Origin of the sequence: Isoptericola aurantiacus (genome assembly GCF_044769875.1) — a bacterium.
In the GTDB taxonomy this organism is placed as follows: Bacteria; Actinomycetota; Actinomycetes; order Actinomycetales; family Cellulomonadaceae; genus Isoptericola; species Isoptericola aurantiacus.
In genome coordinates this window covers 899,676-921,219 of record NZ_JBJBAE010000001.1, presented here as the reverse complement: position 1 = coordinate 921,219, position 21,544 = coordinate 899,676, and the positions used below count along the sequence as shown (strand labels likewise).

Below are 21,544 nucleotides of genomic sequence, written 5' to 3'. Positions count from 1 at the left end.
CTCGTCGGAGGGTCCGGGCGCTCGTGCGTCGAGGCGAGGGCCTCCGGTCAGGACACCCCGCCCATCGCCGTGACGGCGGCGGTGAACTCCCAGTGCCAGGGTTCGTACTTGGACCCGCCGGTGCGGGCCCAGGCCGGGTTGTCCCAGCCGAAGGCCGGGGCGTTGGCGCGGAGCCAGTCGTAGCGGCTCCCGGAGTAGGTCTCCGGGCACAGGTCCACGGCCAGGCCCCAGCCGTGGTTCGACGTGCCGGGAGGGGCCGCCAGGCTGCCCTTGGCCGCCCGGGTCGCCACCTGCTGGCTGTAGCTGCGGTAGCCGTCGGTGACGCACATGTTCTCGCCGAACGTGGCGCGGAAGACCTGGTTGAGCCGGGCGAGGGCGACCGCGGCGTCCGCGCGGACCGACGGTCCGCCGTCCCACAGGGAGCACATCTCGCTCGAGGAGATGTACCCGTTGCTGCCCGCGCCGGTGGCCTGGCCGTCGCAACCGGGCAGCACCGGCGGCTCGGGAGCGGCGTCGACGTCGATCGTGAGCTGCTCCGCCGGCAGGGTGGCGTCCTTCGGCACGACGACGGCGGACGACCGGGGTGCGGTCCGGGCTCCGCTGCGCGAGGCGGCCTGACCGCGATCGGCCATCAGGGCGGCGCGCTGGACGACGCCGTCGTCGGCCGCGACGTCGTGGGGCGCGCGGACGCCGGACACCGCCGGGTCGGGGTCCGCGCGCTGCGCCTCCGGGACGGCGCCGGTGGCACCGGGGGTCGCGGCGAGGCCCGTGGTGGTGGCCATGGTGACCACGAGCCCGATGCCGAGGCTCAGCGGCCAGCTCGTGGGGGCGAGGGAGGACCAGGTCGGCCCGCGGCGTCGGGCTGGGCCGGCGACGTGCCTGCCGCGGCCGTGACGTGCGGACCTCGTGGCGGGCAGGGCCGGCGGGCGAGGGTCGCTCGCCTCGCGCGCGTGCCTCATCGACGTCCCCGGGGCAGGGCGTGCGGTGCGGCCTCGGGCCCGGTGTGCGCGGTACCGCGCCGGTACGTTCGCGTGGGCATGTCGGATCTCCTGGCGCCTGCGGGGTTAGCTGTCGGGTTCGGGTCGGAGACTGACCCGGCCGGCAGGCGGTGCCTGCACGGCTTCACCCCGAGGGCACCTCTGGTGCCCGGAAGTGGGTCCCCCGTCCCTGTCGTCGATGTCGTCGGAGGTCCGGGGCGGTGACAGGGCTCGGCGCCCGCCCGGACGGCTCACGGCACGTGAGATGTCTGGACCCTATCCCCGCGACCTCGAGTTGTCACGATTCGGTCACGGTCGCCCGGCGCGACGTGCCCGCCGACCGTCGCAGAGGGTGTCCCGGGAGCCAGTCGGTGCGGAGGGCGCGAGGATGGAGCATGGTTTACCCGCCGCCGTCGCAGACGCTCGTCGCGACCGGTTCCGCGCGGCGCGGCCGCCGTCTGCTGCGCCGCTACCCGCTGGTCTTCGCGACCCTCGCGGTCGGCGCCGTCGTCCTCGTGCTGTTCGCCGCGGGTCAGCAGGAGGCGATGCAGTGGCTCGGATCCGGCTGGGCGCTCCTCGTGGCAGCACGGGTCGCCACTCGCATGGCCCGCGACCTCCTGGCGGGTCGGTGGGGGGTCGACCTGCTCGCCGTCACGGCGATCGTCGCCACGGTCGTGGTCGGTGAGTACGTCGCGGCGCTCGTCGTCGTCCTCATGCTCACGGGTGGGCAGGCGCTCGAGGACTACGCCGCCCGCCGTGCGCGGCACGAGCTGCGCGCCCTGCTGGAGCGCGCCCCGAACCGCGCGCACCGTCTCGACCGCGACGACCTCGTGACCGACGTCCCGGTGGAGGAGGTGCTGCCCGGGGACCGTCTGCTGGTCCGCCCGGCGGAGGTCGTCCCGGTGGACGGCGAGCTCCTGAGCGCCGAGGTCGACCTCGACGAGTCGTCGTTGACCGGCGAGAGCCTCCCCGTCACGCGCTACGCGGGCGACCCGGTGCTGTCCGGGACGCTGAACACCGAGCACGCCGTCGTGGTCCGGGCGGCCGCGGCCGCCGCGGACAGCCAGTACACCCGCATCGTCGCCATGGTCACCGAGGCGGCCGAGTCCCGGGCGCCCGTGGTGCGGTTGGCCGACCGCTACGCGGTGCCGTTCACCGCGTTCGCCTTCCTGGTGGCGGGTCTGGCCTGGTGGTACCACGGCGACGCCACGGTGGTCGCGGAGGTGCTGGTGGTCGCCACCCCGTGTCCGCTGCTCATCGCGGCGCCCGTGGCGTTCCTCGGGGGGATGAGCAGGGCGGCCCACGCCGGCGTCATCGTCAAGGACGCCGGAACCCTCGAGCGGCTGTCCGCGGTCCGCGCCGCCGCCTTCGACAAGACCGGGACGATCACCACCGGACGCCCCGAGCTTCGCGCCGTGCACCCCCGGGCGCCGTGGGACGCGGACGACGTGCTGCGGCTCGCGGCCTCGGCCGAGCAGTACTCGTCGCACGTGCTGGCGACGTCGGTCCGTGCGGCCGCCGAGGACCGGGGGCTGCGCCTCGGTACCGCCTCGGAGGCCGAGGAGGAGGCGACCCACGGTGTGGTGGCCAAGGTCGGGGGCCACGACGTCGTCGTCGGCAAGCGCGCCCGCGTGGCCCGGGCCGTCGGCGACGTCGAGGAGCAAGCGTTGGGACCGGGGGAGCTGGCCGTGTACGTGGGGATCGACGGCGGCTTCGCGGGGGCGCTGGTGATGAGCGACCTGCCCCGGCCGGACGCCCCGACCACGATGACCGAGCTGGCCTGGCTGGGAGTCTCCGAGCGGCTCATGGTCACGGGTGACGCCCGCTCGACGGCGGAGCACGTCGCCCGGTCCGTGGGGCTCACCCAGGTGCACGCGGAGTGCCTTCCCGAGGACAAGGTCCGGATCGTGCGCACGCTCCCGGTGCGGCCCGTGCTCGCCGTCGGGGACGGGGTGAACGACGCCCCGTTCCTCGCGGCCGCGGACGTCGGGGTGGCGATGGGTGCGCGGGGCTCGACGGCGGCGAGCGAGTCCGCCGACGTCGTCGTGCTCACCGAGGACCTCACCAAGGTCGCCACCGCCGTCCAGGTCGGTCGGCGCACGATGACCGTGGCGCTCCAGAGCATCTGGCTCGGCATCGGGCTGTCGGTGGTGCTGATGCTCGTGGCGGCGACCGGTGCCGTCCCCGCGGTGCTGGGAGCACTGAGCCAGGAGGGGGTCGACCTGCTGGCGATCCTCAACTCGCTCCGCGCCGTGCGACCCGGGCGCCCCGGACCGCGCCGGGGATCCTGAGGCCGCCGAACCGTCTCGTCCGGGACACCTCGGCATCCGTCCGGCTGCGATCAGCCGGACACCGGGCTAGTGTCCGCTGATGCCCAGAACCTCGACCCGCACCCGCGCCCTGATGCGCGCCGGAGCCTTCGGCCTGGCCGGCTTCGTGCCGGTGCTCGTGCTGGCCTGGCTGGTGCGCACGAACGGCGACCTCCAGGACGCCGACCAGGCCGCCGTCGCCGCGGCCACCACGTTCACGCGCGAGCACCCCGGGTTCCAGAGCGCCCTCCTGGTGTGGCAGGAGCTGACGCAGCCTCGCTGGGTGATCCTCGCCGGTGGTGCCGTGTGCCTGTGGACGTGGCGGCGGCACGGTCTCGCGACCCGTTCCCTGTGGGCCTTCGGCACGATGCTCGCCTCGTGGGGCCTGGCCACGCTCACCAAGGAGGTCGTGGGGCGCGTCCGCCCCGTCGTCGACGCCGCCATCACCACCGCGCCCGGCTACAGCTTCCCCTCGGGGCACGCCATGGCCTCGACCAACGCCGCGGTGACGCTGACCCTGCTGGTCTGGCCGCTCCTGGGCCGCCGGGGCCGCGTCGTCGTCCCGGCGGCTGCCGGGGTATTCGCCGTGGTCACCGCGGCGCACCGCGTCTTCCTCGGCGTCCACTACCCGTCCGACATCGTCGCCGGCATGCTGCTCGGCGCGACCGTCGCCGGCGCCTCCTACCTGGGCTACTCCGGGTGGAACGCCACCACCACCATCGACGACCAGGAGGTCCGATGAGCACGTTCGTGCACCGCTACGAGCTCGACACGTCCCGTCCCACCGTCAAGCAGGCCGCCCGGGACGCCGCGATGCGGGTGCTGCTGCCCGCCGTCGCGCTCTGGGCCGCCCTGGTCGGGGTGGGGTTCCTCATCGTCGGGCCGTTGAACGACCTGCCGGCCGGGAACCCGGTCGAGCAGTGGTTCGCGGACCATCGGACCCCCACGATGAACACCGTCAGCGAGTGGGTGGGCAGGCTCGGCATGACCGAGGTCGTCATCGGCGTGACGGTCCTGACCGTCGCGCTGGTGTGGTGGCGCACCCGCCAGTGGTGGTTCGCCGCGGTGCCGGCGCTGGCGGTCTCCGTCCAGTCGCTGGTGTTCATCACGGCGTCGGCGCTGGTCACGCGGGAGCGCCCGGACGTGAAGCACCTCGACGAGGCGCCGCCGACGTCGAGCTTCCCCAGCGGGCACACCGGCGCCTCGACCGCGCTGTGGTTCACCCTCGCCCTGCTGGCCCAGCGCATCACGCACCCGGTGCTGCGCGCCGTCGTCACCGTCGTGTGCGTGCTGATCCCCTTCGCCGTCGCCGTGTCCCGCCTGTACCGGGGGATGCACGGGCCGGCGGACGTGACGTTCGGCCTGGTCAACGGCGCGGTGTGCGTGGTGCTCGCGTGGGGGTACCTGCGGCGTTCGACGCCGGAGCGTCGCTAGCGCCTCCAGGTCGCGGCCGAGCCGCGCTCCGCGACGGTCGCTACGCTCGGCCCATGGCGCGCACCGTCTTCTCGCGGATCCTGCACACCCGGTGGGCCGTCCGCGCACCGATCCGGCTGTACCGCGCGGGCCTGGGGTTCCTCCTCGGGTCGCGCATGCTGCTGCTGCAGCACCGGGGGCGCAGCAGCGGCGAGCCGCGGTTCGTCGTCCTGGAGGTGAGCGAGCGCCCGACGCCGGGCACGATCCGGGTGGTGGCGGGCCTGGGGCCGCGCTCGCAGTGGTACCGCAACGTGCTGGCCGAGCCGCGCGTCCTGGTCTCGACCGGACGACGGCGGGACGTGCGCGCGACGGCGCACCCGCTGCCGCCGGACCAGGGCGCGGAGATGCTCCGCCGGTACGCGAAGGACAACCCGGCGCCGTGGTCGGCGCTGGAGCCGGTCGTCACGGAGTGGGCGGAACCCCTCGCGGCCGAGCAGGGCGAGGAGGACTGGCGGCGCGTGGTGCCCGTCGTCGAGCTCCGGCTGCAGTCCTGACGACCCTTGCCGCGGCGGCGCGGCGGCGGTACCTTACGTTGTAAGGAACGGGCCGTCGTGCGAAGGAGGGGCGTCATGAGACAGCTGCTGGGCGTCGTGGGCGCCGTCGTGGCCGTCGGGGCGGCGCTTCTCGCCGGGCTCGTCGTGACGATGCGGACCCGGTGGGAGCCGGGCCTGCGGTTCGTGCGGCGGGTGAACCGACGGTTCACCAACCCCCGGGCCCTGCGCACCGCCGGCCGGCCCGGGGCCTCCGCCGCGGCGATCCGCCACGTGGGCCGCACCTCCGGCCGCGAGTACGTCACCCCGATCGGGGTGGAGGTCACGAAGGACGGCTTCCTCACGCTCCTGCCGTACGGCTCCGGGGCCGACTGGGTCCGCAACGTGCTCGCCGCCGGTCGTGCCGAGGTCACCGTCGCGGGGGTGACCCACCGCGTCGGCTCCCCGGAGGTGCTCGACGTCGCACGTGCCGGCTCCGCGCTCTCCGCGGGGGAGCGTCGGGTCGCCCGGGTCTTCGGGGTGACCGAGATCTTGCGCCTGCGCCCGGAGGCACCGGCCTGACCGGACGCCCCGGCCCCACCCGACCGGCACGCTGTGAGCGGTCCGCGCCCCGGTCAGCCGGCGCCGAGCGCCGTGTCGATCGCGCCGAGGAAGTCCTCGAGGTCGTCCGGGGTGCGCGAGGTGATCAGCGTCCAGCCCTCGGCGTCGTCCACGACGACGGGCTCGTCGCGCCAGTGGGCGGCGCCGGCGTTGCGCACGTCGGTCCGCAGGGACGGGTACGTGGTGAGGGTCTTGCCGGCGACGACGCCCGCCTCGACGAGCGCCCACGGTCCGTGGCAGATGGCCGCCACGGGGCGTCCCGACCCGGTGAACGACCGTACGATCCGGCCGGTCGCCTCCTCCAGCCGCAGCGAGTCGGCGTTGAGGGTGCCGCCGGGGACCAGCAGCAGGTCGAAGTCGGCGGGGTCGACGTCCGCGAGGTCCACGTCCGCGGGCACGGTGCGTCCCGGGTCCTTGTCGCCGACGAGCGTCGTGACCTCCTCGGCTCCCGGGGAGGCGACGGTCACCACCGCGCCGCGCTCGCGCAGGTGCTCGGCGGGCACGACGAGCTCGTCCTGCTCGACGCCGTAGCTGGTCACGATCGCCAGGACGGTCCGTCCGGTCAGGTCCGTGTCAGGCATGGGTGCGCTCCTCTCGTCACGGGCGTCCCACGCTAGGCACGACGGCGGGCGTTCGCGCGACGGGCCGCGTCGACGCAGGTCGCGGGCCCCGGGGCGACGGGCGGAACGGCCCGACGCCCCGGGACCCGCGAGGTCGACCAGCTGTCAGAGGCCGGCGCGGGCCAGCCCGCGCTGCCAGTCGGCGAGGTCGTCGACCTTGTCCCGCAGCACGTCCCCGGCGTCACCGCGGACGAGCACGTCGGCGAGGACCGCGGTCGCGCGCAGGTTCAGCACGGCCTTGACGGGCCTGCCGTCGTCGGCCGCGACCTGGGCGCGGTCGAGGCGACGCTCGAGGATGCGCACGGCGGCGCGGTCCCGGGCGGAGTCGGAGGGCAGGTCGTCGACCAGTCCGTCCACCTCCGACCAGGTGACGCAGTTCCCGCCGCCGGAGACCTTGCCCGCGGTCCACTGGACGCCGCGGAGCACGGAGGTGAGGAACGTCGGGTCGGTCCAGGCCTCGTCGACGTGCCCGGCACCCTGGTGCCAGGAGCGACCGCCCTCGAAGTTCTGGCACCAGGCGATCGGGTGGTCCTCACCCATGGTGCCGCCGGAGTACGTGGACTCGTCCAGCGTCATGAGCACGTGCACGTCGCTGCGGGGGTTGAGGGTGTAGTTGTACCACTCGTCCCACCGTTCCCACTCCAGCGGGACGCCCCGCATCGACGGGTGGGCGGGGCTCTCGACCCGCATGGTGGCGGTCTGCTGCTGCGGGTGCCCCGCGAACCGGGCGCCGCCGCCGATGAGCCGGGTGAACCAGCTCGAGGTGTGCATCGTGTCGGTGGCCGCGTGGATCCCGACGACGCCACCGCCGTCGTGCACGTAGCCCTGCAGCGCGGCGAGCTCGGCGTCGTCGAGCAGCCGCGGCTGGGCCGGGTCGAGGTTGTTGGTGTTGTCGACGGGGGAGACGAACACGATCGAGTCGTACTGCGCCAGATCCTCGGCGGTGGTGAAGGGCGTGGAGTCCATCGTCAGGTCCGGCTGGCCCGGCGAGCCGGGGCCCCACCAGCCGCCCGAGTCGTTGGGCGGGTCCCAGACGTCCACGGTGAACCCGTGCTCGGCGCCGAGGTCGATGAGGGCGTGGGTCGTGTCGTCGATGTGGGAGTGGCGGAACCCGAGGGTCTTGCCGACCACGAGGATCTCGTAGTCGTCGCCGTCGTCGTGACCGCCGGCGACGGCGGGGCCGGCGGTGGCCGCCAGGGCGAGGGTGACGGCGGTGGTCGCGGTGGCCGCGACCAGGCGGCGGGCTGTGGTGGGTCTGGTGCTCATGACGCTCCCTTGCGCATGGTGCATTCGTTGACCCGTTCAACTTAACCCGGATCCCAGCAGAAGTCATCCCTCCGCCGACAGAAGCCAGCAAGGCGCCGACAGAAGTCGCCGCTCGTCCACCGGTGTGGACCGCGGCGCCGGTGCGCGGCAGGATGGTCGTGATCCCACGAGGAGGACGAGATGAGCACCCAGAAGTCCCGGAAGAAGCCCGGCCCCCCGAAGCTGTTCCAGGCGATCATGTTCGCCCTGGTCGTGGCCGCCGTCACCAAGGAGCTGCAGAAGGACCCCGAGGACCGGGAGTGGCACGGCACCGTCGCCGGGTTCGTGCCCTACGAGTTCCGGATCCCCACCATCAGCCGCTTCAAGGAGCGGGTGTGGGACCCCGAGGGCGAGCACCTCCTGAGCCCGCACGTCTTCGGCGTCGGCTGGACGGTCAACGTCGGACGCGTCGTGGCGCTCGCCAAGGAGCGCTTCTCCGACTGATCGTCGCCGCGCCGTGGGCGGGTTCCCGTGACACGCTGGACGCCATGACCTGGGAGTCCACCCCGATCATCCGTCCGGCCCCGGCGTGCTGACCCTGCTGGCGGTGCTGCCGATCGCCGCGATCCTCGTCCTGATGGTCGCGGTCAGGTGGTCTGCCGCCGCAGCGGGCGGCACCGCCGCCGTCGGAGCGATGGCGCTGGCGCTGACCGCCTTCGGGTTCGGCGGCCCGGACTTCCCGTTCGGTCCCGTCCAGGGCGTGGTCGGCGTGCTGGCGCGCGCGGCCTGGGTCGCCCTGACCGTGATGCTGATCATCGGCCCGGCGCTCGGCATCCACCACCTCCAGCAGCGCACCGGAGCCACGAAGGCCCTCGAGGCCGGCCTGGCGCGGATCACCCCCGACCCACGCGTCGCCGCGCTGCTCATCGTCTGGTTCTTCTGCCTGCTCATCGAGGGCGCCGCCGGGTTCGGCACCCCCGTGGCGCTCGCCGCTCCGTTCCTGGTGGCGGCCGGTTTCCGACCCGTCACCGCCGTCGTCGCCGCCATGGTCGGCCACGCCTCGGCCGTGCCGTTCGCCGCGGTCGGCACGCCCACCCTCGCCCAGCTCGCCATCGTGGACGACGCGCCCCGCGAGCTGTCCTGGGCCGTGGCCCCGTACATGGCGCTGACCGGCCTGGTGCTGGCGTTCGTCGTCGCGCGGCTGGTGGGCACGCTGCTGCCGACGGCCGGGCCGCCGTGGCGCTGGATGGCGGTCGCCTACCTGGCGTTCTTCGTGCCCAACCTGCTCGTCGCGCGGTTCGTGGGCCCGGAGCTGCCCTCGCTCGTCGGTGCGATCGGGGGCGCCGTCGTCTTCGTGCTCGCCGTCCGGTGGGCCGTGCGACGGCGGCCCCCGCCGCCCCCGGCGGAGGTGGCGGCCGAGGACGCCGTCACCGACGCCGCGGTGGCCGAGCACCCGCCGCGGATGAGCTTCCTCGCGGCGACCGCGCCCTACCTGGTGCTCGTCGTGCTCGTGCTCGTCACCCGGCTGATCGTGCCGGTCCGGGACGCCGCGCGGTCGGTCGTGTGGCAGTGGGAGCTGTTCGGCCACTTCTCCGAGAGCATCGAGCCGTTGTACCACCCCGGGCTGCTGCTGGCGCTCGCGTTCCTCGCGGGCGCGGTCTGGCAGCGTGCGGCGCTCGCGGACATGGGGGCCGCGTTCCGCCGGGCGACCCTGCAGGTCGTGCCGGTGTTCGTCGCCCTGGTGGCGATGGTGACGGTCGCGTTCACGATGTCGGAGTCGGGGATGACGACGCAGCTCGCGGTCGCGGCCGCCGGCGCGGGAGTGCTCTGGCCCGTGCTGTCACCGTTCGTCGGGGCGCTCGGCACGTTCATGACCGGATCGGCCACGGCGTCGAACATCCTGTTCACCGAGTTCCAGGATCAGACCGCCCTGGCCGCCGACCTCGACCCGGTGCCGCTCCTGGGCGCCCAGGGTGCCGGGGCCGCGATCGGCAACATCATCTGCCCGCACAACGTCGTCGCGGCCGCCGCGACGGTGGGTCTAGGCGGACGTGAGGGGCAGGTGCTGCGTCAGGCGCTCCCGGTGGCGGCGGTGTGCCTGGTGCTGATCGGTGCGATGGCCTGGGTGCTCGTCGGGGTGTGAGGATCGGCAGATGACCTCCACCCTGCCGTTCGCCGAGCTGCACCTGCACCTCGAGGGCACGCTCGAGCCCGAGCTCGTCCTGGAGCTCGCCCGGCGCAACGCCGTCGACCTGCCGTTCCGCGACGTCGACTCCCTGCGGCGTGCCTACGCGTTCGCCGACCTGCAGTCCTTCCTCGACCTCTACTACGCGAACATGGCCGTGCTGCAGCGGCCGGAGGACTTCGCCGACATGACCCGGGCCTACCTGACCCGGGCTGCCGCGTCCGGCGTGCGGCACGCCGAGATCATGGTCGACCCGCAGGCGCACCTGGCGCGCGGCGTCCCGCTCGAGACGGTCGTCGACGGCATCGCCTCGGTGCTGGCAACCAGCGAGCGCGACCACGGGGTCTCGACGCTCCTGATCGCCGCGTTCCTGCGGGACCGTGACGAGGACGAGGCGCTCGACGTGCTCGACCGGCTGCTCGCCCTCGACGCGCCGATCGTCGGGATCGGGCTCGACTCGGCCGAGGTCGGGAACCCGCCGTCGAAGTTCGTGCGGCTGTTCGACCGGGCGCGGACGGCCGGGCTGCACCGGGTGGCGCACGCCGGGGAGGAGGGGCCGCCGTCGTACGTGGTGGACACGCTGGACCTGCTGCAGGTCGAGCGGATCGACCACGGGATCCGGTCGCTGGACGACGACGCGCTCGTGGCCCGGCTCGTCGCCGACCAGGTACCCCTGACCGTCTGCCCGCTGTCGAACGTCGCGCTGCGCGCCGTCGACCGCATCGAGGACCACCCGGTCCTGACGATGCTGGACTGCGGGCTCCACGTCTCGGTGCACTCCGACGACCCCGCCTACTTCGGCGGGTACCTCGACGACAACCTGGCGGCCCTGACCACGGCGCTCGGCATGACCGACGAGCAGCGCCGTCGGCTGGCGGCCCACTCGATCCAGGCGTCGTTCCTGCCCGCCGACCGGCGCGACGCCCTGCTCGCCGAGATCGACGCGCCGTCGGACTGAGGGCGACGGCGGCCCGACCCTCGACGCGGCGCCGACGCCGGGCACCGTGTCGGCCTGCGACGCGCGCTCCCGTGCAGGGCGGATGTCGCGACACGCTCTCCGGTCGGGCATCATATGACCGGTCGTGAAGCAGCCGCGGCCATCCAGCGCGTAGCGAAGGTGACTGTGGACGACAAGAGAACACATGGCGGCGTGCGCGTCGACCCGGCCCGTGCCCACTGGACGATGTGGGGCGAGGTCGACGGCGCGGTGCAGAAGGACGTGGCCGACGAGCTGGTCCGGCACCTGGAGGCCACGGCCGACGAGACGCTGACGGTCGACCTGGGCAAGGTCACGTTCATCGACTCCGGCGGGCTGCGCCTGCTGTACACCGCCGCCGAGACCAAGCCGACCCCGCCGGTCCTGGTGGACGCGCCCACCCGGGTCCTCGACCTGCTGAGACTGAGCGGTGTCGATACGATGTTCGTCCTGGCCGACTGAGGAGGTGACGACGATCGCAGATCAGATCATCCCCGCCGCGCGAGCCCCTCGGGGCTTCCGTGAGATGCGGGCCTGGCCGCTCCTGACGATCGACGATCTCGCCCTGGTCCGCCAGGACCTCGGCACGACCCTCCCCGGCGTCCCGGGCGCGAGCCTCGAGGACGTCCCGGAGTCCGTGGTCCTGGTGGCGAGCGAGCTGGCGACGAACGCGCTCCTGCACGGTGGCGGGCCGGTGACGGTCCGCCTCTTCGAACGGGCGGGCGAGTACCTGCTCGACGTCGTCGACCGCGCGCCCGACTCCGCACCGCAGATCGCCGCCGCCCGGCCGGTCGGCGGCGGCGGGTTCGGGTTGCGGCTGGCGTCCCGGCTCGCCGACGCGATCGGGTGGTACCCCACGCCGAACGGCAAGCACGTCTGGGCGCGGTTCACCGTGCGCAGCAGGACGCCGAGCAGGGCACCGAGCCTGACGGCGTGACCGACCGACCGCTCGACCGGCTGAGGACGGGCCGTCGCGCGGTCAGTCGCGCCGCACGACCACGACGGTGGCGTCGTCCTCCGAGTCCGGGTCCCGCACCCGCGCCACGAGCTCGCCCGGGTCGAGCGTCTCGACGGCGGCGGCCCGCAGCCGTCCCAGGCCGTCGACGATCGACTCGTCGCGGCGCTCCACCAGTCCGTCGCTGAACAGCACGACGGCGCCCCCCGCCGGGACGGCGGCGGCGCCCGAGCGGGCCTCCCGGCGGCCCACCCCCAGCGGCGGCGTGCCGAGCGCGGCGACCATCGTGGCGCCGTCGGACCCCACCAGCACCGGCGGTGGGTGACCGGCGGTGACGTACTCGACCTCGCCGGACCCCGGGGAGACGACGGCCACGACGAGGGTGGCGACCTGCCCGGGCAGGGTGGTGCGCAGCAGGTGGTCGACCTGCTCCACCGCCCGGACCGCGGAGGACCCGCTGACGAGCAGCGCACGCAGGGCGTTGCGGAGCTGGCCCATGGTGGCGGCCGCTGCGAGCCCGTGGCCGGTGACGTCACCGACGACGACGGCCACCCGGCCGTCGTCGAGGACCAGGGCGTCGTACCAGTCACCGCCGGCGAGTCCGCCGCCCGAGGGTTCGTACCGCGCGTCGACCTGCCAGCCCGGGACCTCCGGCAGCGACGTCGGCAGGAGGCTGCGCTGCAGCACGGTGGCGGCGCGGATGTCGCGGCGGCCGCGCAGCAGCAGCCCCTCGGCCAGGTAGGAGCGCAACGACGTCGCGACGTCGACCTGGTCCTCGGCCCACGGCTCGCTCGTGCCCCGCACCACCTCGCGCCAGCGCGCGAACGACCTGCGCGGGGACAGGCGCACGGTGTCGCCCTCGCGGCGGGCGATGGCCTTGTTGTGCGGGTCGCCGCCCCAGTCGACGCTCTGCACCACCTCCCGCCGCAGCCACACCGTGACCCCGCCGCCGGGGACGACGAGCGCGAGCAGGCCCGCGGCGTCGGGCACGATCCCGGCGAGCTCGGGCTCGTCGTGGGCGAGGCGGTCGGTGACCAGCACCTCGACGTCCAGCTCGGCGAGCGCCCGGCCCAGCCGCAGGCACGTCTGCTCGTCGGGCGTCTCGCCCAGGCGGTCGATGCGGCCCTCGGCGACGACGAACGCGCCGTCGGCCGGGACGAGGTCCAGCAGCCCGGGCGTGCCGGTCAGCGCGGTGGTGAGCGTGACGTCGTCGTCCCGGGTGAGCGCGGCGAGGCGTGCCAGGACCCCGGCGGAACGCCGGGCGGCCGAGGCGCGGTCGTCCTCCGCCTGGGTGACGAGCCGGGCGGACAGGGTCGAGCCGAGGAACTCGGCGGCGGCGCGCGCGGCGTACGACGGCGCGTGGGCGCCCGCGTAGTGGTGGCACGCGATCAGTCCCCACAGGCGGCCCTCGCGCAGCAGGGAGATCGACATCGAGGCGCCGACCCCCATGTTCTGCAGGTACTCGATGTGGATGGGCGAGACGCTGCGCAGGGTGCCGTAGGTCAGGTCGAGGGGCTGGGCGGAGACCGGGTCGTCGGTGGGCAGGATCTCCGCCGGCGTGTAGCCGACGTCGGAGATGAGCCGGATCCAGTTCTTCTCGTACAGGGCCCGGGCCTGCGGGGGGATGTCCGAGGCCGGGTAGTGCAGCCCGAGGAACGCATTGAGGTCCTCGCGGCGGGCCTCGGCGACCACCTCGCCGTTGTAGTCCGCGTCGAAGCGGTAGAGCATCACGCGGTCGAACCCCGTGAGCCGGCGCACCCGGCGCACCGCGACGTCGTAGAGCTCCTGCAGGGAGGTGGCGTGGTCGAGCTCGGTGAGGGCGTCCCGCACCGGCTCGAACGTGCTCGTGTAGCTCAGGGTGGTGTCGCTGGAGAACGGCTCCAGCTCGAGCACCAGGGCCGGAGGGCGGTTCGGCGTCGCCGTCCCGGGGGCGTGGTGCAGCACCGCCTCGAACCGCTCGGGCACGCCCTGCACCACCAGCTCGAGGTCGAGGGGGTTGCGCTGCCGGGGGTCGTCCACCTGCGCGACGTGGGCCAGGAGCCGGTCGGCGGCGTCCACCCCCAGCGCCGCGGCGAGCGGGCGGCCCAGGACGGCCTCCGGTGCGACGCCGAGCACCGCACCGACGTTCTTGGAGCACTGCGTGACGAGGGTGTCGTCGGTCCGCAGCGCCAGCAGCGCCCCGCGCGGCTGGATGCGGCCCGGGACGTGGATCGGCTCGCGGGCGCAGTTGTCGAGGTCGACGGCCTCGCCGGGCGCGAGGAAGTCCTGGTCGGTCACGCCCACCCCCTGTCCGTCCCTGCCGTTTGCCGTCCCGGTCAGGATACGGGTGCCGGGGGCAGGCGTCCGTCCGGACACGGCAGCGAGCGCGGCCGGCTGTCGGGGTCTCAGGGCAGGAGGTCGAGCACGGCGTAGCCGTGGCCGTCGAGGTGCACGGCGTCGGCGTCCAGCCGGCAGCCGCGCGCCAGCAGCGGTGACGCGGCGCCGGCGCCGGGCAGCGGCTGGGTCACGGCCGCCCGGCCGGGGTTGAGGACGACGGCGAGGCTGCCGCCGCGCAGGTAGGCCATCGGATAGCCGGTGGCCAGCACCTCGACGGGCGCTCCGACGTCGAGCCGGCGGTCGTGGTGCCGCAGCGCGATCAGCTCGCGGACGAGGTGCAGCAGGGAGCCCGGGTCGGCGACCTGGTCGGCCACGGTGGGCCGGTCCGGGTCGGGGTCCGGCGGCAGGTACGACGACGTCGCGGGGGAGCCCGGGCCGAGCGGGTCGGACGGCAGGTCGCCCCACTGCATGGGCGTGCGCGACCCGGCGCGGTCGTAGGTGGGCCCGAGCCGGGACCCCTCGGTCGTGGGGGTGTCCGGGACGTAGCGCATGCCGATCTCGTCGCCGTAGTAGAGCGACGGCATCGCCGGCCACGTCATGACGAGCACGTGCGCGGCGCGGGCCTGCTCGGCGTCCCGCGCTCCCGCGACGAGCCGCGTGAAGTCGTGGTTCGACGTCGGCAGCCCGACGACCCCTCCGCGGCCGGCGGCGGCGATCGACTCGCTCGCCGCCGTCCACTCCTGCACGAACGTGGCGGCGTCGCCCCGGCCCGCGGCGTCGGCCCATGCGGGCACGTCACCCCAGGTGGGCTGAGTGGTGCCGGCGCCGTTGTTCCACAGGGAGCGCAGCGGCAGGCCGTCGTCGTCCCCGCCGAACTGCAGCAGGAAGTCGGCGTGGAAGCCGGCCGGGACCGCGACCTTCGGGTCGCCCCACTCGCTGATCAGGACCCGGCCGGGGTAGGAGCGGTCGAGCCAGTCGCGGGTCTCGCGCCACAGGCGTCGCGTCTCGACGTGCCCCGGGTCGTCCTTGACGAGCGAGGCCGCCATGTCGACGCGGAACCCGGCGACCCCGCGGTCGAACCAGAACGCCATGATCTCCCGCAGCGCGGCGCGGTTGGCCCGCGGGCCGGGCGCGTCGACGGGCTGCCGCCAGGGCTCGGCCGGGTCGAGGCGGGCGTACCCGTAGTTCAGCGCCGGCTGCACGGGGAAGAAGTTCGGTCGGTACCAGCCCCCGCGGCGCCCCGGCCCCGGCTGGAACCCCTCGGCAGGGACGTCGCTCCACACGTACCGGTCGTCGCCGGGATCGTCCGCCGAGGCGCGGAACCAGGGGTGCTGGTCGGAGGTGTGGCCGGCGACCAGGTCCAGGAGCACGGCGATCCCGCGCCGTCCGGCCTCCGTGGTGAGGCGCTCCAGTTCGGCGTTCGTGCCGTACCGCGGGGCGATCTGCAGGAAGTCGGAGACGTCGTACCCGGCGTCGGCGAACGGGGAGGCGAAGCACGGGCTGAGCCAGATCGCGTCGACGCCCAGCCAGGCGAGGTAGTCGAGACGCTCGGCCACGCCGCGCAGGTCGCCGATCCCGTCGCCGTCGGCGTCCGCGAAGCTCTGCGGGTAGATCTGGTAGAGCACGGCGCGGTCGAGGCGGTCGGCCAGGTCGGTCACGGCGGTCATCGGGCACCTCCGGAGGGGTCTCGGTGTCTCGCCGGGACTTGCGCGTCGTCGGCGGCAGCCTCCACAGTAGGGAATGTAACCGGTTACATCCACACCAGATCGCCGAGCCCGAGGAGGAGGCGCCCCATGGCCGGAGCCCGCCGCCCCACGGTCCGCGACATCGCCCGGCACGCCGGCGTCTCCGTGGCCACCGTCTCGCGCGTGTCTCGGGACGACCCCAAGGTTCGCCCCGAGACGCGTGCCCGGGTCCGGCAGAGCATCGACGCGCTCGGATACACGCCGTCGGCACTCGGGCTCGGGCTCGCGATCCAGCGGCACCACGCCCTCGGCATCGTCCTGCCCGGCCTGGGTGGGCCCTACTTCGCCGAGCTCGTGCAGGGGATCGAGTCCGTCGCCGTCGGCACGGGCCTGGCCGTCACGGTGCTCGGCACGCACCTGCGGCCTGACGCCGACCGAGCGGTCCGGCAGCTCGCCCAACGGACGGACGCACTGATCGTCCAGGCCGGGACGGTCGAGGACGAGCTGCTGGACACGATCGCCGCGTCGCTGCCCGTCGTCGTGGTCGCCGGTACCTCGCGGCGGCTCACCACGGTCCGCACCGACGGGGCGGCGGCCGCGCACGAGATCACCGCCCACCTGCTTCAGGTCCACGGCTACCGCCGGCTGCGCTTCGTCGGGACGCCGGACGGTTCGCCCGACCCGACCTCCCGCTACGAGGGATTCCGCCGCGCTCTGGCCGAGCACGGCCTGGTGGAGTCGGGCGGACCGCTGCGCTTCGGGTTCGAGGCGACGTCGGGGGCGCTCGCGGCGCGGGAGCTGCACGCACGGGGCGACCTGCCCGACGCGCTGGTCTGCGCCAACGACGAGCTCGCCGTCGGGCTGCTCGCCACCCTGCCCGGGCTGGGGCACGCCATCCCCGGCGAGGTCGCCGTCGTCGGGTTCGACGACAACGCCCTCGCCGGGCTCGCCTCGCCCATGCTGACGACCGTGCACCAGCCGGTCTTCGAGATCGGTGCCACGGCCGCGCGCCTCGCGCTCGCACCGGACGGCCCTCCGCCGCGACCCGACAGCCACGTCCTGGAGACCTGGACGGTCGTCCGGGAGTCGTGCGGTTGCCCGCCCGTCGTGGGCGGACCGATCGATGCCACCGAGAAGACAGGAGCCAGCGCCTGATGCCCCGTGCCGACCGCCGTCCGAACATCGTCCTGATCCTCACCGACGACCACGCCGCCCACGCGATCGGTGCGTACGGGTCGGTGGTGAACTCCACCCCGCGGATCGACGAGGTCGCCGAGCGGGGGGTGCGGATGGACCGCTGCTACGTCACCAACTCGCTGTGCACGCCGAGCCGGGCGTCGATCCTGACGGGCACGTACTCGCACGTCAACGGGGTGACGACCCTGTCGACGCCCCTGGACTCCTCGCAACCCACCTTCGTCTCGCAGCTGCGCGGCGCCGGATACCGCACCGCCGTCGTCGGCAAGTGGCACATGGGTCACGGGGAGGGGCACGACCCGCAGGGGTTCGACTACTGGGACGTGCTGGTGGACCAGGGGGAGTACTTCGACCCGACGTTCCTGTCGGCGTCGGGCCGGCGCACCGAACCCGGGTACGCCACGGACGTCATCACCGACCTGGCGCTGCGGTGGGCCGAGGAGCAGGACGGCGAGGAGCCCTGGTGCCTGCTGATCTGGCACAAGGCGCCGCACCGGTCGTGGGAACCCGACGAGGCGCACGCGCAGATGTACAGCGCCCCGATCCCGGTGCCGGCGACGTTCACCGATGACTACGCCACCCGCACGTCCTCGGCTCGGCGCGCGGCCATGCGCGTGGCGGACGACCTGACGCTCGACGACCTCAAGGTCGACCCGCCGGCGGGGCTGTCCTACGAGGACCTGGCGCTGTGGAAGTACCAGCGGTACATGGAGGACTACCTGCGGTGCGTGGCCTCGGTGGACGACAACGTGGGCCGCGTGACCGACTGGCTGCGGGAGCGGGGCGAGGACGACGACACGCTGGTCGTGTACTCCTCGGACCAGGGGTTCTTTCTCGGGGACCACGGCTGGTTCGACAAGCGGTTCATGTACGAGGAGTCCATCCGCATGCCGCTGCTGCTCTCCTACCCCCGGGCCCTGCCCCCGGGGGGAGCGCACGGCGGCATCGTCACCAACGTCGACCTCGCGCGGACGATCCTCGAGGCCGCGGGCGTGGAGCCGCACCCACGCATGCAGGGCCGGTCGTTCTGGCCCGACCTGGTCGGGGACGACGGCGGCAGCCCGGCCGACGGCGTGGTGCCCGGCGGTGCGATGCCCGACGGCGCGACACCGGCCGCGGGCGGGCCCCCGGCTCCGCCGCGCGACGGCTTCTACTACCGGTACTGGGAGCACCACGACGGCATCCACCACGTCCCCGCGCACTACGGCTACCGCGACGAGCGGTACAAGCTCATCTACTTCTACAACGACGGTCTGGGGGTACCCGGCGCGAGCTGGGCCCGGTTCCCCGGCGAGTGGGAGCTCTACGACACCGAGCGCGACCCGGACGAGCTGCACAACGTGGCCGACGACCCCGCGTACGCCGAGGTCCGGGCCCGCCTCGAGGTCGCCCTCTGGGACGCCCAGGCCGCCGTCGGCGACGAGCCCCACCCCGGTCAGCCCGTGCCGGCGGGTGTCGTGCGGCGCTGAACGACCCTGCGGTCTTACCGACCTTAGGAGGCTTTATCTAGATCCAATAAAGTGTAGTAAGCCTGCTAAAGTCTCTCCATGGACCCCGTGCTCAACCCCTACACGCCGAATGCCGGAGCGCGTCCTGACGCTCTCGTCGGCCGCGATGACCAGTTGAGCACCTTCGACGTCCTCTTGAAGCGACTTGCCCGAGGTCGCGCGGAGCAGTCGATGATCATCACCGGACTTCGCGGTGTCGGCAAGACGGTCCTGCTGGGCCGCTTCCGAGAGAAGGCTCAGGCGCAGGACTGGAGCGTGCTCGACTACGAGGTGGTCAAGCATGACGACCAGGCATTCAGGATGGACATCGCCATGCGACTCCGTACGGCGCTGTTGGAGCTCGCGCCGCGGGCGAGGTGGACGGCTCGATTCCGGCGCGCGGCGGCGGCACTCTCGTCCTTCACGGTCAGCGTCGACGCTGCTGGGCAGTTTCAGGCTGGACTCGACGTCGACGCCGTCGAGGGGCTGGGCGATCATGGGGATCTTTCGATGGACCTGACAGATGTCCTCGTCGAGCTTGGAGAGGCCGCCAAGGAGAAGGGGAGCGGAGTCGTACTGCTGCTCGACGAGGTGCAGTTTCTGAGCCGGTCACAGCTGGATGCCCTGATCATCGCCCTGCACAAGACCGTACAGCGCAGTCTCCCGATCACCATGGTGGGTGCCGGCCTGCCGCAGATCGCCGAACTGGCAGGCGACGCCAAGTCGTATGCCGAGCGGCTGTTCAAGTTCCCGCGGATCGGCAACCTCTCGGTCGATGACGCTCGCCAGGCTCTGGAAGTGCCGGCGAGTGCAGAAGACGTCAGCTTCGACCAGGACGCGCTGCAGCTTGCCGTGGAGGTGACGGGCGGCTATCCATACTTCATCCAGGAGCTGGGCTACGCGGTGTGGGGCGCGGCGCAGGGCAGCCCGATCAGACGGGCCGACGTGACCGACGCCGTCGATCTCTACGAGGCAAAGCTCGACTCGTCCTTCTTCCGGGTACGCCTCGACAGAGCCACTGAGCTGCAGACCGCCTATCTCCGGGCGATGGCTGAGCTCGGTCCCGACCCGCAGAAGGCTGCCGACGTCGCGTCGTTGCTGGGCCGCGAGTCAACCCAGCTCGGCCCGACGAGAGCGGAACTGATCGACATGGGCCTGCTCTTCACCCCCCAGCACGGGTTCGCGGAGTTCACCGTGCCTCACTTCGATCAGTTCATGAAGCGTGCGATACCCGAGCTGGTCGTGCCTCCGTTGCGGCGCAGGAGCAGGACGACACCCGGACCCGAGGTCTCCTGACGCGACGGGCGGTCCCCGGGGAGGCGCACCTCCCCGGGGACCGCCCGCAGACGGCGGACCGCCGTCGTCACTTCCCGTGCGACGGACCCCGTCCGGAGGAGCCGAACTCCTCGGACTCCATCAGCGGCCGCAGCGCGTCCTCGATGGCCCCGTCGGAGACGTAGTCCCGCACGGCGTCGTCGGCCAGCGCGTTGCCGAGCGCCGCCATGATCATGCCCTGGTCCAGCGCCAGGTAGCGCTCGGAGACCTGGCCGCTGCGCACCGCGACGGCGTCGTAGAACCCGCCCGGGCCGTACGCGTCGAAGTCACGGGCGATCCTGCGCAGGTTCTTGACCGCTTCCTGCGGCGCGTACCGCAGCGCGAGGAACGAGGCGTGCGGGGTGACGACGCCGTCGCCGTACTCCGTCGGCGCCTCGGACCCCTCGCGGCAGCCCTCGTACGGCTGGTCCACGTCGGTGCGCTCCTGGTCGGACGTGTAGCCGGGGCCGTCCATGCCCAGCTGGTCGACGCCGTACTCGCGGTAGCCGCCCGCCGGGTCGTTCGACGGCGAGAAGCCCCAGTAGCCGTAGTCGGCCTCCTTCAGGCCGTGCTCGATCTGGCCCTGGACGTACAGCGGGTGGTTGACGGCCCAGGAGTCGGGGCCCCACTCCTCCTCGGGGACGAACAACGGCACCATCAGCGCCTCGAACATGCTGCCGCCCCAGGTCGGCACGATGTCCATGCCACGGTAGGGGAGCGTCCCCTCGAAGACGTCGACACCGAGATAGCTCTTCCACTCCCCGGACGCGTTCGTCTCCGTCCACGACCAGTCGCAGGTCGGCTCGAACGTGCGCACCGGGCCGAAGTAGTGCTCGGCCGGGATCTGCCCCTCGGCGATGCCCAGGTAGGACGCGATCCGCGGCTCGGTGTTGAAGGCCCCGTAGTGGTGGCCCGTGTACCAGACGTCGGTGCCCATGCCGCAGTAGTCGCCGGTGGGCAGCGCCGGGTCGTCCTGCGGGGTGTCCCAGAACCCGCCGCGGAGCTGGTTGACCTCCGGGTCGTAGAAGCAGCCGAAGTCCATCTCGTCGCGGATCGCGTCGGCCTCGTCGGCCAGCGACGGCTCGGCGCTCGCGGCCAGCAGCAGGCCGGTGGCGAGCCAGCCGTTGTCCACGCTGGACAGGAACGGCTCGACCGGGTCGCCCTCGCCGAGCGCGTCGAGCTTGGCGCCCGTGGCCGGGTCGTACCAGTTGTAGAACATGCCGCTGGCGTCGTGCCGAGCCATGCCGGCCACGGAGTCCAGCGTGGTGGCCATGCGGTCGCGGGCCTCGGCGTCGTCGATCAGCCCGGTGTCGCGGGCGACGACGGTGCTCCACAGGTAGGCGCCGATGTTGGTCGGGGAGGTGTACCCGCCGCGGCTGTCGGGGCTGAGGTCGCCGCCGATGTTGTCGTCCGGCAGGCCGGTGGAGTCCACCACGAGCGCCTCGAACGACGTCCAGGTGTCCTCGGTCCACTGCTCCAGCAGGCGCTGCTGCGCGCCGTGCTTGCCGCGCTCCTGACCGCGCCGGTCGCCGCCGTCGCGCTCGTGGCTGCGGTCGGCACCGGCGTCCGCTCCGGCGTCGGCGGCCGCGGGGATCCCGGCGAGCGCCACGCCCGCGGCCGCGAGCGCGGCCACGGTGGTCCGTCGTGTGGTCATGGGTCGTCTCCTCAACATCGTCGTCGTGCGAAACGTGCGGGTGCCGCCGCCGGGTGCGGC

The 21,544-nt window shown here is 73.5% G+C and carries 19 protein-coding genes and 1 riboswitch; of the genes, 13 read left to right on the top strand and 6 right to left on the bottom strand.

Annotated elements, in window-relative coordinates:
* Positions 1-47: 47 nt before the first annotated feature.
* Positions 48-782, bottom strand: coding sequence for a M15 family metallopeptidase (locus ACIQLL_RS04245; protein WP_402463684.1), 735 nt, complete (start codon positions 780-782; stop codon positions 48-50).
* A 277-nt stretch (positions 783-1,059) separates the two neighbouring features.
* Positions 1,060-1,164, bottom strand: a riboswitch (cyclic di-AMP (ydaO/yuaA leader).
* 208 nt (positions 1,165-1,372) lie between these two features.
* Between ACIQLL_RS04245 and ACIQLL_RS04240 the strand changes: the two genes are divergently transcribed.
* The 5 genes from ACIQLL_RS04240 (at position 1,373) to ACIQLL_RS04220 (ending at position 5,811) form a co-directional block, all read left to right on the top strand.
* Positions 1,373-3,268: a heavy metal translocating P-type ATPase gene (locus ACIQLL_RS04240; protein WP_402463682.1), complete on the top strand. Its 1,896-nt coding sequence runs from the start codon at positions 1,373-1,375 to the stop codon at positions 3,266-3,268.
* A 79-nt stretch (positions 3,269-3,347) separates the two neighbouring features.
* Entirely contained in the window at positions 3,348-4,028 is a 681-nt protein-coding gene (locus ACIQLL_RS04235; protein ID WP_402463680.1) for a phosphatase PAP2 family protein, read from the top strand.
* Complete coding sequence (locus tag ACIQLL_RS04230) at positions 4,025-4,720, top strand: phosphatase PAP2 family protein (protein ID WP_402463678.1); 696 nt, start codon at positions 4,025-4,027, stop codon at positions 4,718-4,720. The genes ACIQLL_RS04235 and ACIQLL_RS04230 overlap by 4 nt, the downstream gene beginning before the upstream one ends.
* Positions 4,721-4,773: 53 nt before the next feature.
* Entirely contained in the window at positions 4,774-5,253 is a 480-nt protein-coding gene (locus ACIQLL_RS04225) for a nitroreductase family deazaflavin-dependent oxidoreductase (protein ID WP_402463676.1), read from the top strand.
* Between the two features lie 75 nt (positions 5,254-5,328).
* The gene (locus tag ACIQLL_RS04220; protein ID WP_402463674.1) at positions 5,329-5,811 is read left to right on the top strand and encodes a nitroreductase family deazaflavin-dependent oxidoreductase; all 483 of its coding nucleotides are present in this window, start codon (positions 5,329-5,331) and stop codon (positions 5,809-5,811) included.
* A gap of 53 nt (positions 5,812-5,864) precedes the next feature.
* Here ACIQLL_RS04220 and ACIQLL_RS04215 read toward each other — a convergent pair whose 3' ends face one another.
* A complete protein-coding gene (locus tag ACIQLL_RS04215) occupies positions 5,865-6,431 on the bottom strand; it encodes a type 1 glutamine amidotransferase domain-containing protein (RefSeq protein ID WP_402463672.1) in 567 nt (188 codons plus the stop codon).
* A gap of 144 nt (positions 6,432-6,575) precedes the next feature.
* The gene (locus ACIQLL_RS04210; protein WP_402463670.1) at positions 6,576-7,736 is read right to left on the bottom strand and encodes a ThuA domain-containing protein; all 1,161 of its coding nucleotides are present in this window, start codon (positions 7,734-7,736) and stop codon (positions 6,576-6,578) included.
* 180 nt (positions 7,737-7,916) lie between these two features.
* Here ACIQLL_RS04210 and ACIQLL_RS04205 point away from each other — a divergent pair, with 180 nt between their 5' ends.
* The 5 genes from ACIQLL_RS04205 to ACIQLL_RS04185 all read left to right on the top strand — a co-directional run bounded on the left by ACIQLL_RS04205 (position 7,917) and on the right by ACIQLL_RS04185 (position 11,813).
* Positions 7,917-8,219: a DUF5808 domain-containing protein gene (locus tag ACIQLL_RS04205; RefSeq protein ID WP_402463668.1), complete on the top strand. Its 303-nt coding sequence runs from the start codon at positions 7,917-7,919 to the stop codon at positions 8,217-8,219.
* A gap of 85 nt (positions 8,220-8,304) precedes the next feature.
* The gene (locus ACIQLL_RS04200; protein ID WP_402463666.1) at positions 8,305-9,858 is read left to right on the top strand and encodes an L-lactate permease; all 1,554 of its coding nucleotides are present in this window, start codon (positions 8,305-8,307) and stop codon (positions 9,856-9,858) included.
* Between the two features lie 10 nt (positions 9,859-9,868).
* Entirely contained in the window at positions 9,869-10,858 is a 990-nt protein-coding gene (locus ACIQLL_RS04195; RefSeq protein WP_402463664.1) for an adenosine deaminase, read from the top strand.
* 159 nt (positions 10,859-11,017) lie between these two features.
* Positions 11,018-11,338, top strand: a complete 321-nt coding sequence (locus ACIQLL_RS04190; RefSeq protein WP_402463662.1) for an STAS domain-containing protein — start codon at positions 11,018-11,020, stop codon at positions 11,336-11,338.
* Between the two features lie 4 nt (positions 11,339-11,342).
* A complete protein-coding gene (locus tag ACIQLL_RS04185; RefSeq protein WP_402463660.1) occupies positions 11,343-11,813 on the top strand; it encodes an ATP-binding protein in 471 nt (156 codons plus the stop codon).
* Between the two features lie 42 nt (positions 11,814-11,855).
* On the opposite strand, the gene ACIQLL_RS04180 is transcribed toward ACIQLL_RS04185, so the two are convergent.
* Positions 11,856-14,108: a SpoIIE family protein phosphatase gene (locus tag ACIQLL_RS04180; RefSeq protein WP_402463658.1), complete on the bottom strand. Its 2,253-nt coding sequence runs from the start codon at positions 14,106-14,108 to the stop codon at positions 11,856-11,858.
* Positions 14,109-14,215: 107 nt separating this feature from the next.
* Positions 14,216-15,814 carry an alpha-amylase family glycosyl hydrolase gene (locus tag ACIQLL_RS04175; RefSeq protein WP_402463656.1) on the bottom strand — a complete coding sequence of 533 codons (1,599 nt, stop codon included), beginning with the start codon at positions 15,812-15,814 and terminating at the stop codon, positions 14,216-14,218.
* Between the two features lie 126 nt (positions 15,815-15,940).
* Between ACIQLL_RS04175 and ACIQLL_RS04170 the strand changes: the two genes are divergently transcribed.
* The 3 genes from ACIQLL_RS04170 (at position 15,941) to ACIQLL_RS04160 (ending at position 19,812) form a co-directional block, all read left to right on the top strand.
* Positions 15,941-16,987: a LacI family DNA-binding transcriptional regulator gene (locus ACIQLL_RS04170; RefSeq protein WP_402463654.1), complete on the top strand. Its 1,047-nt coding sequence runs from the start codon at positions 15,941-15,943 to the stop codon at positions 16,985-16,987.
* The gene (locus tag ACIQLL_RS04165; protein WP_402463652.1) at positions 16,987-18,498 is read left to right on the top strand and encodes a sulfatase family protein; all 1,512 of its coding nucleotides are present in this window, start codon (positions 16,987-16,989) and stop codon (positions 18,496-18,498) included. Before ACIQLL_RS04170 ends, ACIQLL_RS04165 begins: the two co-directional genes overlap by 1 nt.
* Positions 18,499-18,576: 78 nt before the next feature.
* Positions 18,577-19,812, top strand: a complete 1,236-nt coding sequence (locus tag ACIQLL_RS04160) for an AAA family ATPase (protein WP_402463650.1) — start codon at positions 18,577-18,579, stop codon at positions 19,810-19,812.
* Positions 19,813-19,879: 67 nt separating this feature from the next.
* Here the strand turns inward: ACIQLL_RS04160 and ACIQLL_RS04155 are convergent, their stop codons facing one another.
* Positions 19,880-21,484, bottom strand: coding sequence for a glucoamylase family protein (locus ACIQLL_RS04155; RefSeq protein WP_402463648.1), 1,605 nt, complete (start codon positions 21,482-21,484; stop codon positions 19,880-19,882).
* Positions 21,485-21,544: the final 60 nt, after the last annotated feature.

Excerpts from the sequence above, each read along its gene's own strand:
- ACIQLL_RS04155 (WP_402463648.1), bottom strand. The coding sequence starts at position 21,484 with ATGACCACACGACGGACCACCGTGGCCGCGCTCGCGGCCGCGGGCGTG.
- ACIQLL_RS04195 (WP_402463664.1), top strand. The coding sequence starts at position 9,869 with ATGACCTCCACCCTGCCGTTCGCCGAGCTGCACCTGCACCTCGAGGGC.
- ACIQLL_RS04205 (WP_402463668.1), top strand. The coding sequence starts at position 7,917 with ATGAGCACCCAGAAGTCCCGGAAGAAGCCCGGCCCCCCGAAGCTGTTC.
- ACIQLL_RS04245 (WP_402463684.1), bottom strand. The coding sequence starts at position 782 with ATGGCCACCACCACGGGCCTCGCCGCGACCCCCGGTGCCACCGGCGCC.
- ACIQLL_RS04165 (WP_402463652.1), top strand. The coding sequence starts at position 16,987 with ATGCCCCGTGCCGACCGCCGTCCGAACATCGTCCTGATCCTCACCGAC.
- ACIQLL_RS04225 (WP_402463676.1), top strand. The coding sequence starts at position 4,774 with ATGGCGCGCACCGTCTTCTCGCGGATCCTGCACACCCGGTGGGCCGTC.
- ACIQLL_RS04235 (WP_402463680.1), top strand. The coding sequence starts at position 3,348 with ATGCCCAGAACCTCGACCCGCACCCGCGCCCTGATGCGCGCCGGAGCC.
- ACIQLL_RS04240 (WP_402463682.1), top strand. The coding sequence starts at position 1,373 with ATGGTTTACCCGCCGCCGTCGCAGACGCTCGTCGCGACCGGTTCCGCG.
- ACIQLL_RS04220 (WP_402463674.1), top strand. The coding sequence starts at position 5,329 with ATGAGACAGCTGCTGGGCGTCGTGGGCGCCGTCGTGGCCGTCGGGGCG.
- ACIQLL_RS04160 (WP_402463650.1), top strand. The coding sequence starts at position 18,577 with ATGGACCCCGTGCTCAACCCCTACACGCCGAATGCCGGAGCGCGTCCT.
- ACIQLL_RS04170 (WP_402463654.1), top strand. The coding sequence starts at position 15,941 with ATGGCCGGAGCCCGCCGCCCCACGGTCCGCGACATCGCCCGGCACGCC.
- ACIQLL_RS04230 (WP_402463678.1), top strand. The coding sequence starts at position 4,025 with ATGAGCACGTTCGTGCACCGCTACGAGCTCGACACGTCCCGTCCCACC.
- ACIQLL_RS04175 (WP_402463656.1), bottom strand. The coding sequence starts at position 15,814 with ATGACCGCCGTGACCGACCTGGCCGACCGCCTCGACCGCGCCGTGCTC.
- ACIQLL_RS04215 (WP_402463672.1), bottom strand. The coding sequence starts at position 6,431 with ATGCCTGACACGGACCTGACCGGACGGACCGTCCTGGCGATCGTGACC.
- ACIQLL_RS04210 (WP_402463670.1), bottom strand. The coding sequence starts at position 7,736 with ATGAGCACCAGACCCACCACAGCCCGCCGCCTGGTCGCGGCCACCGCG.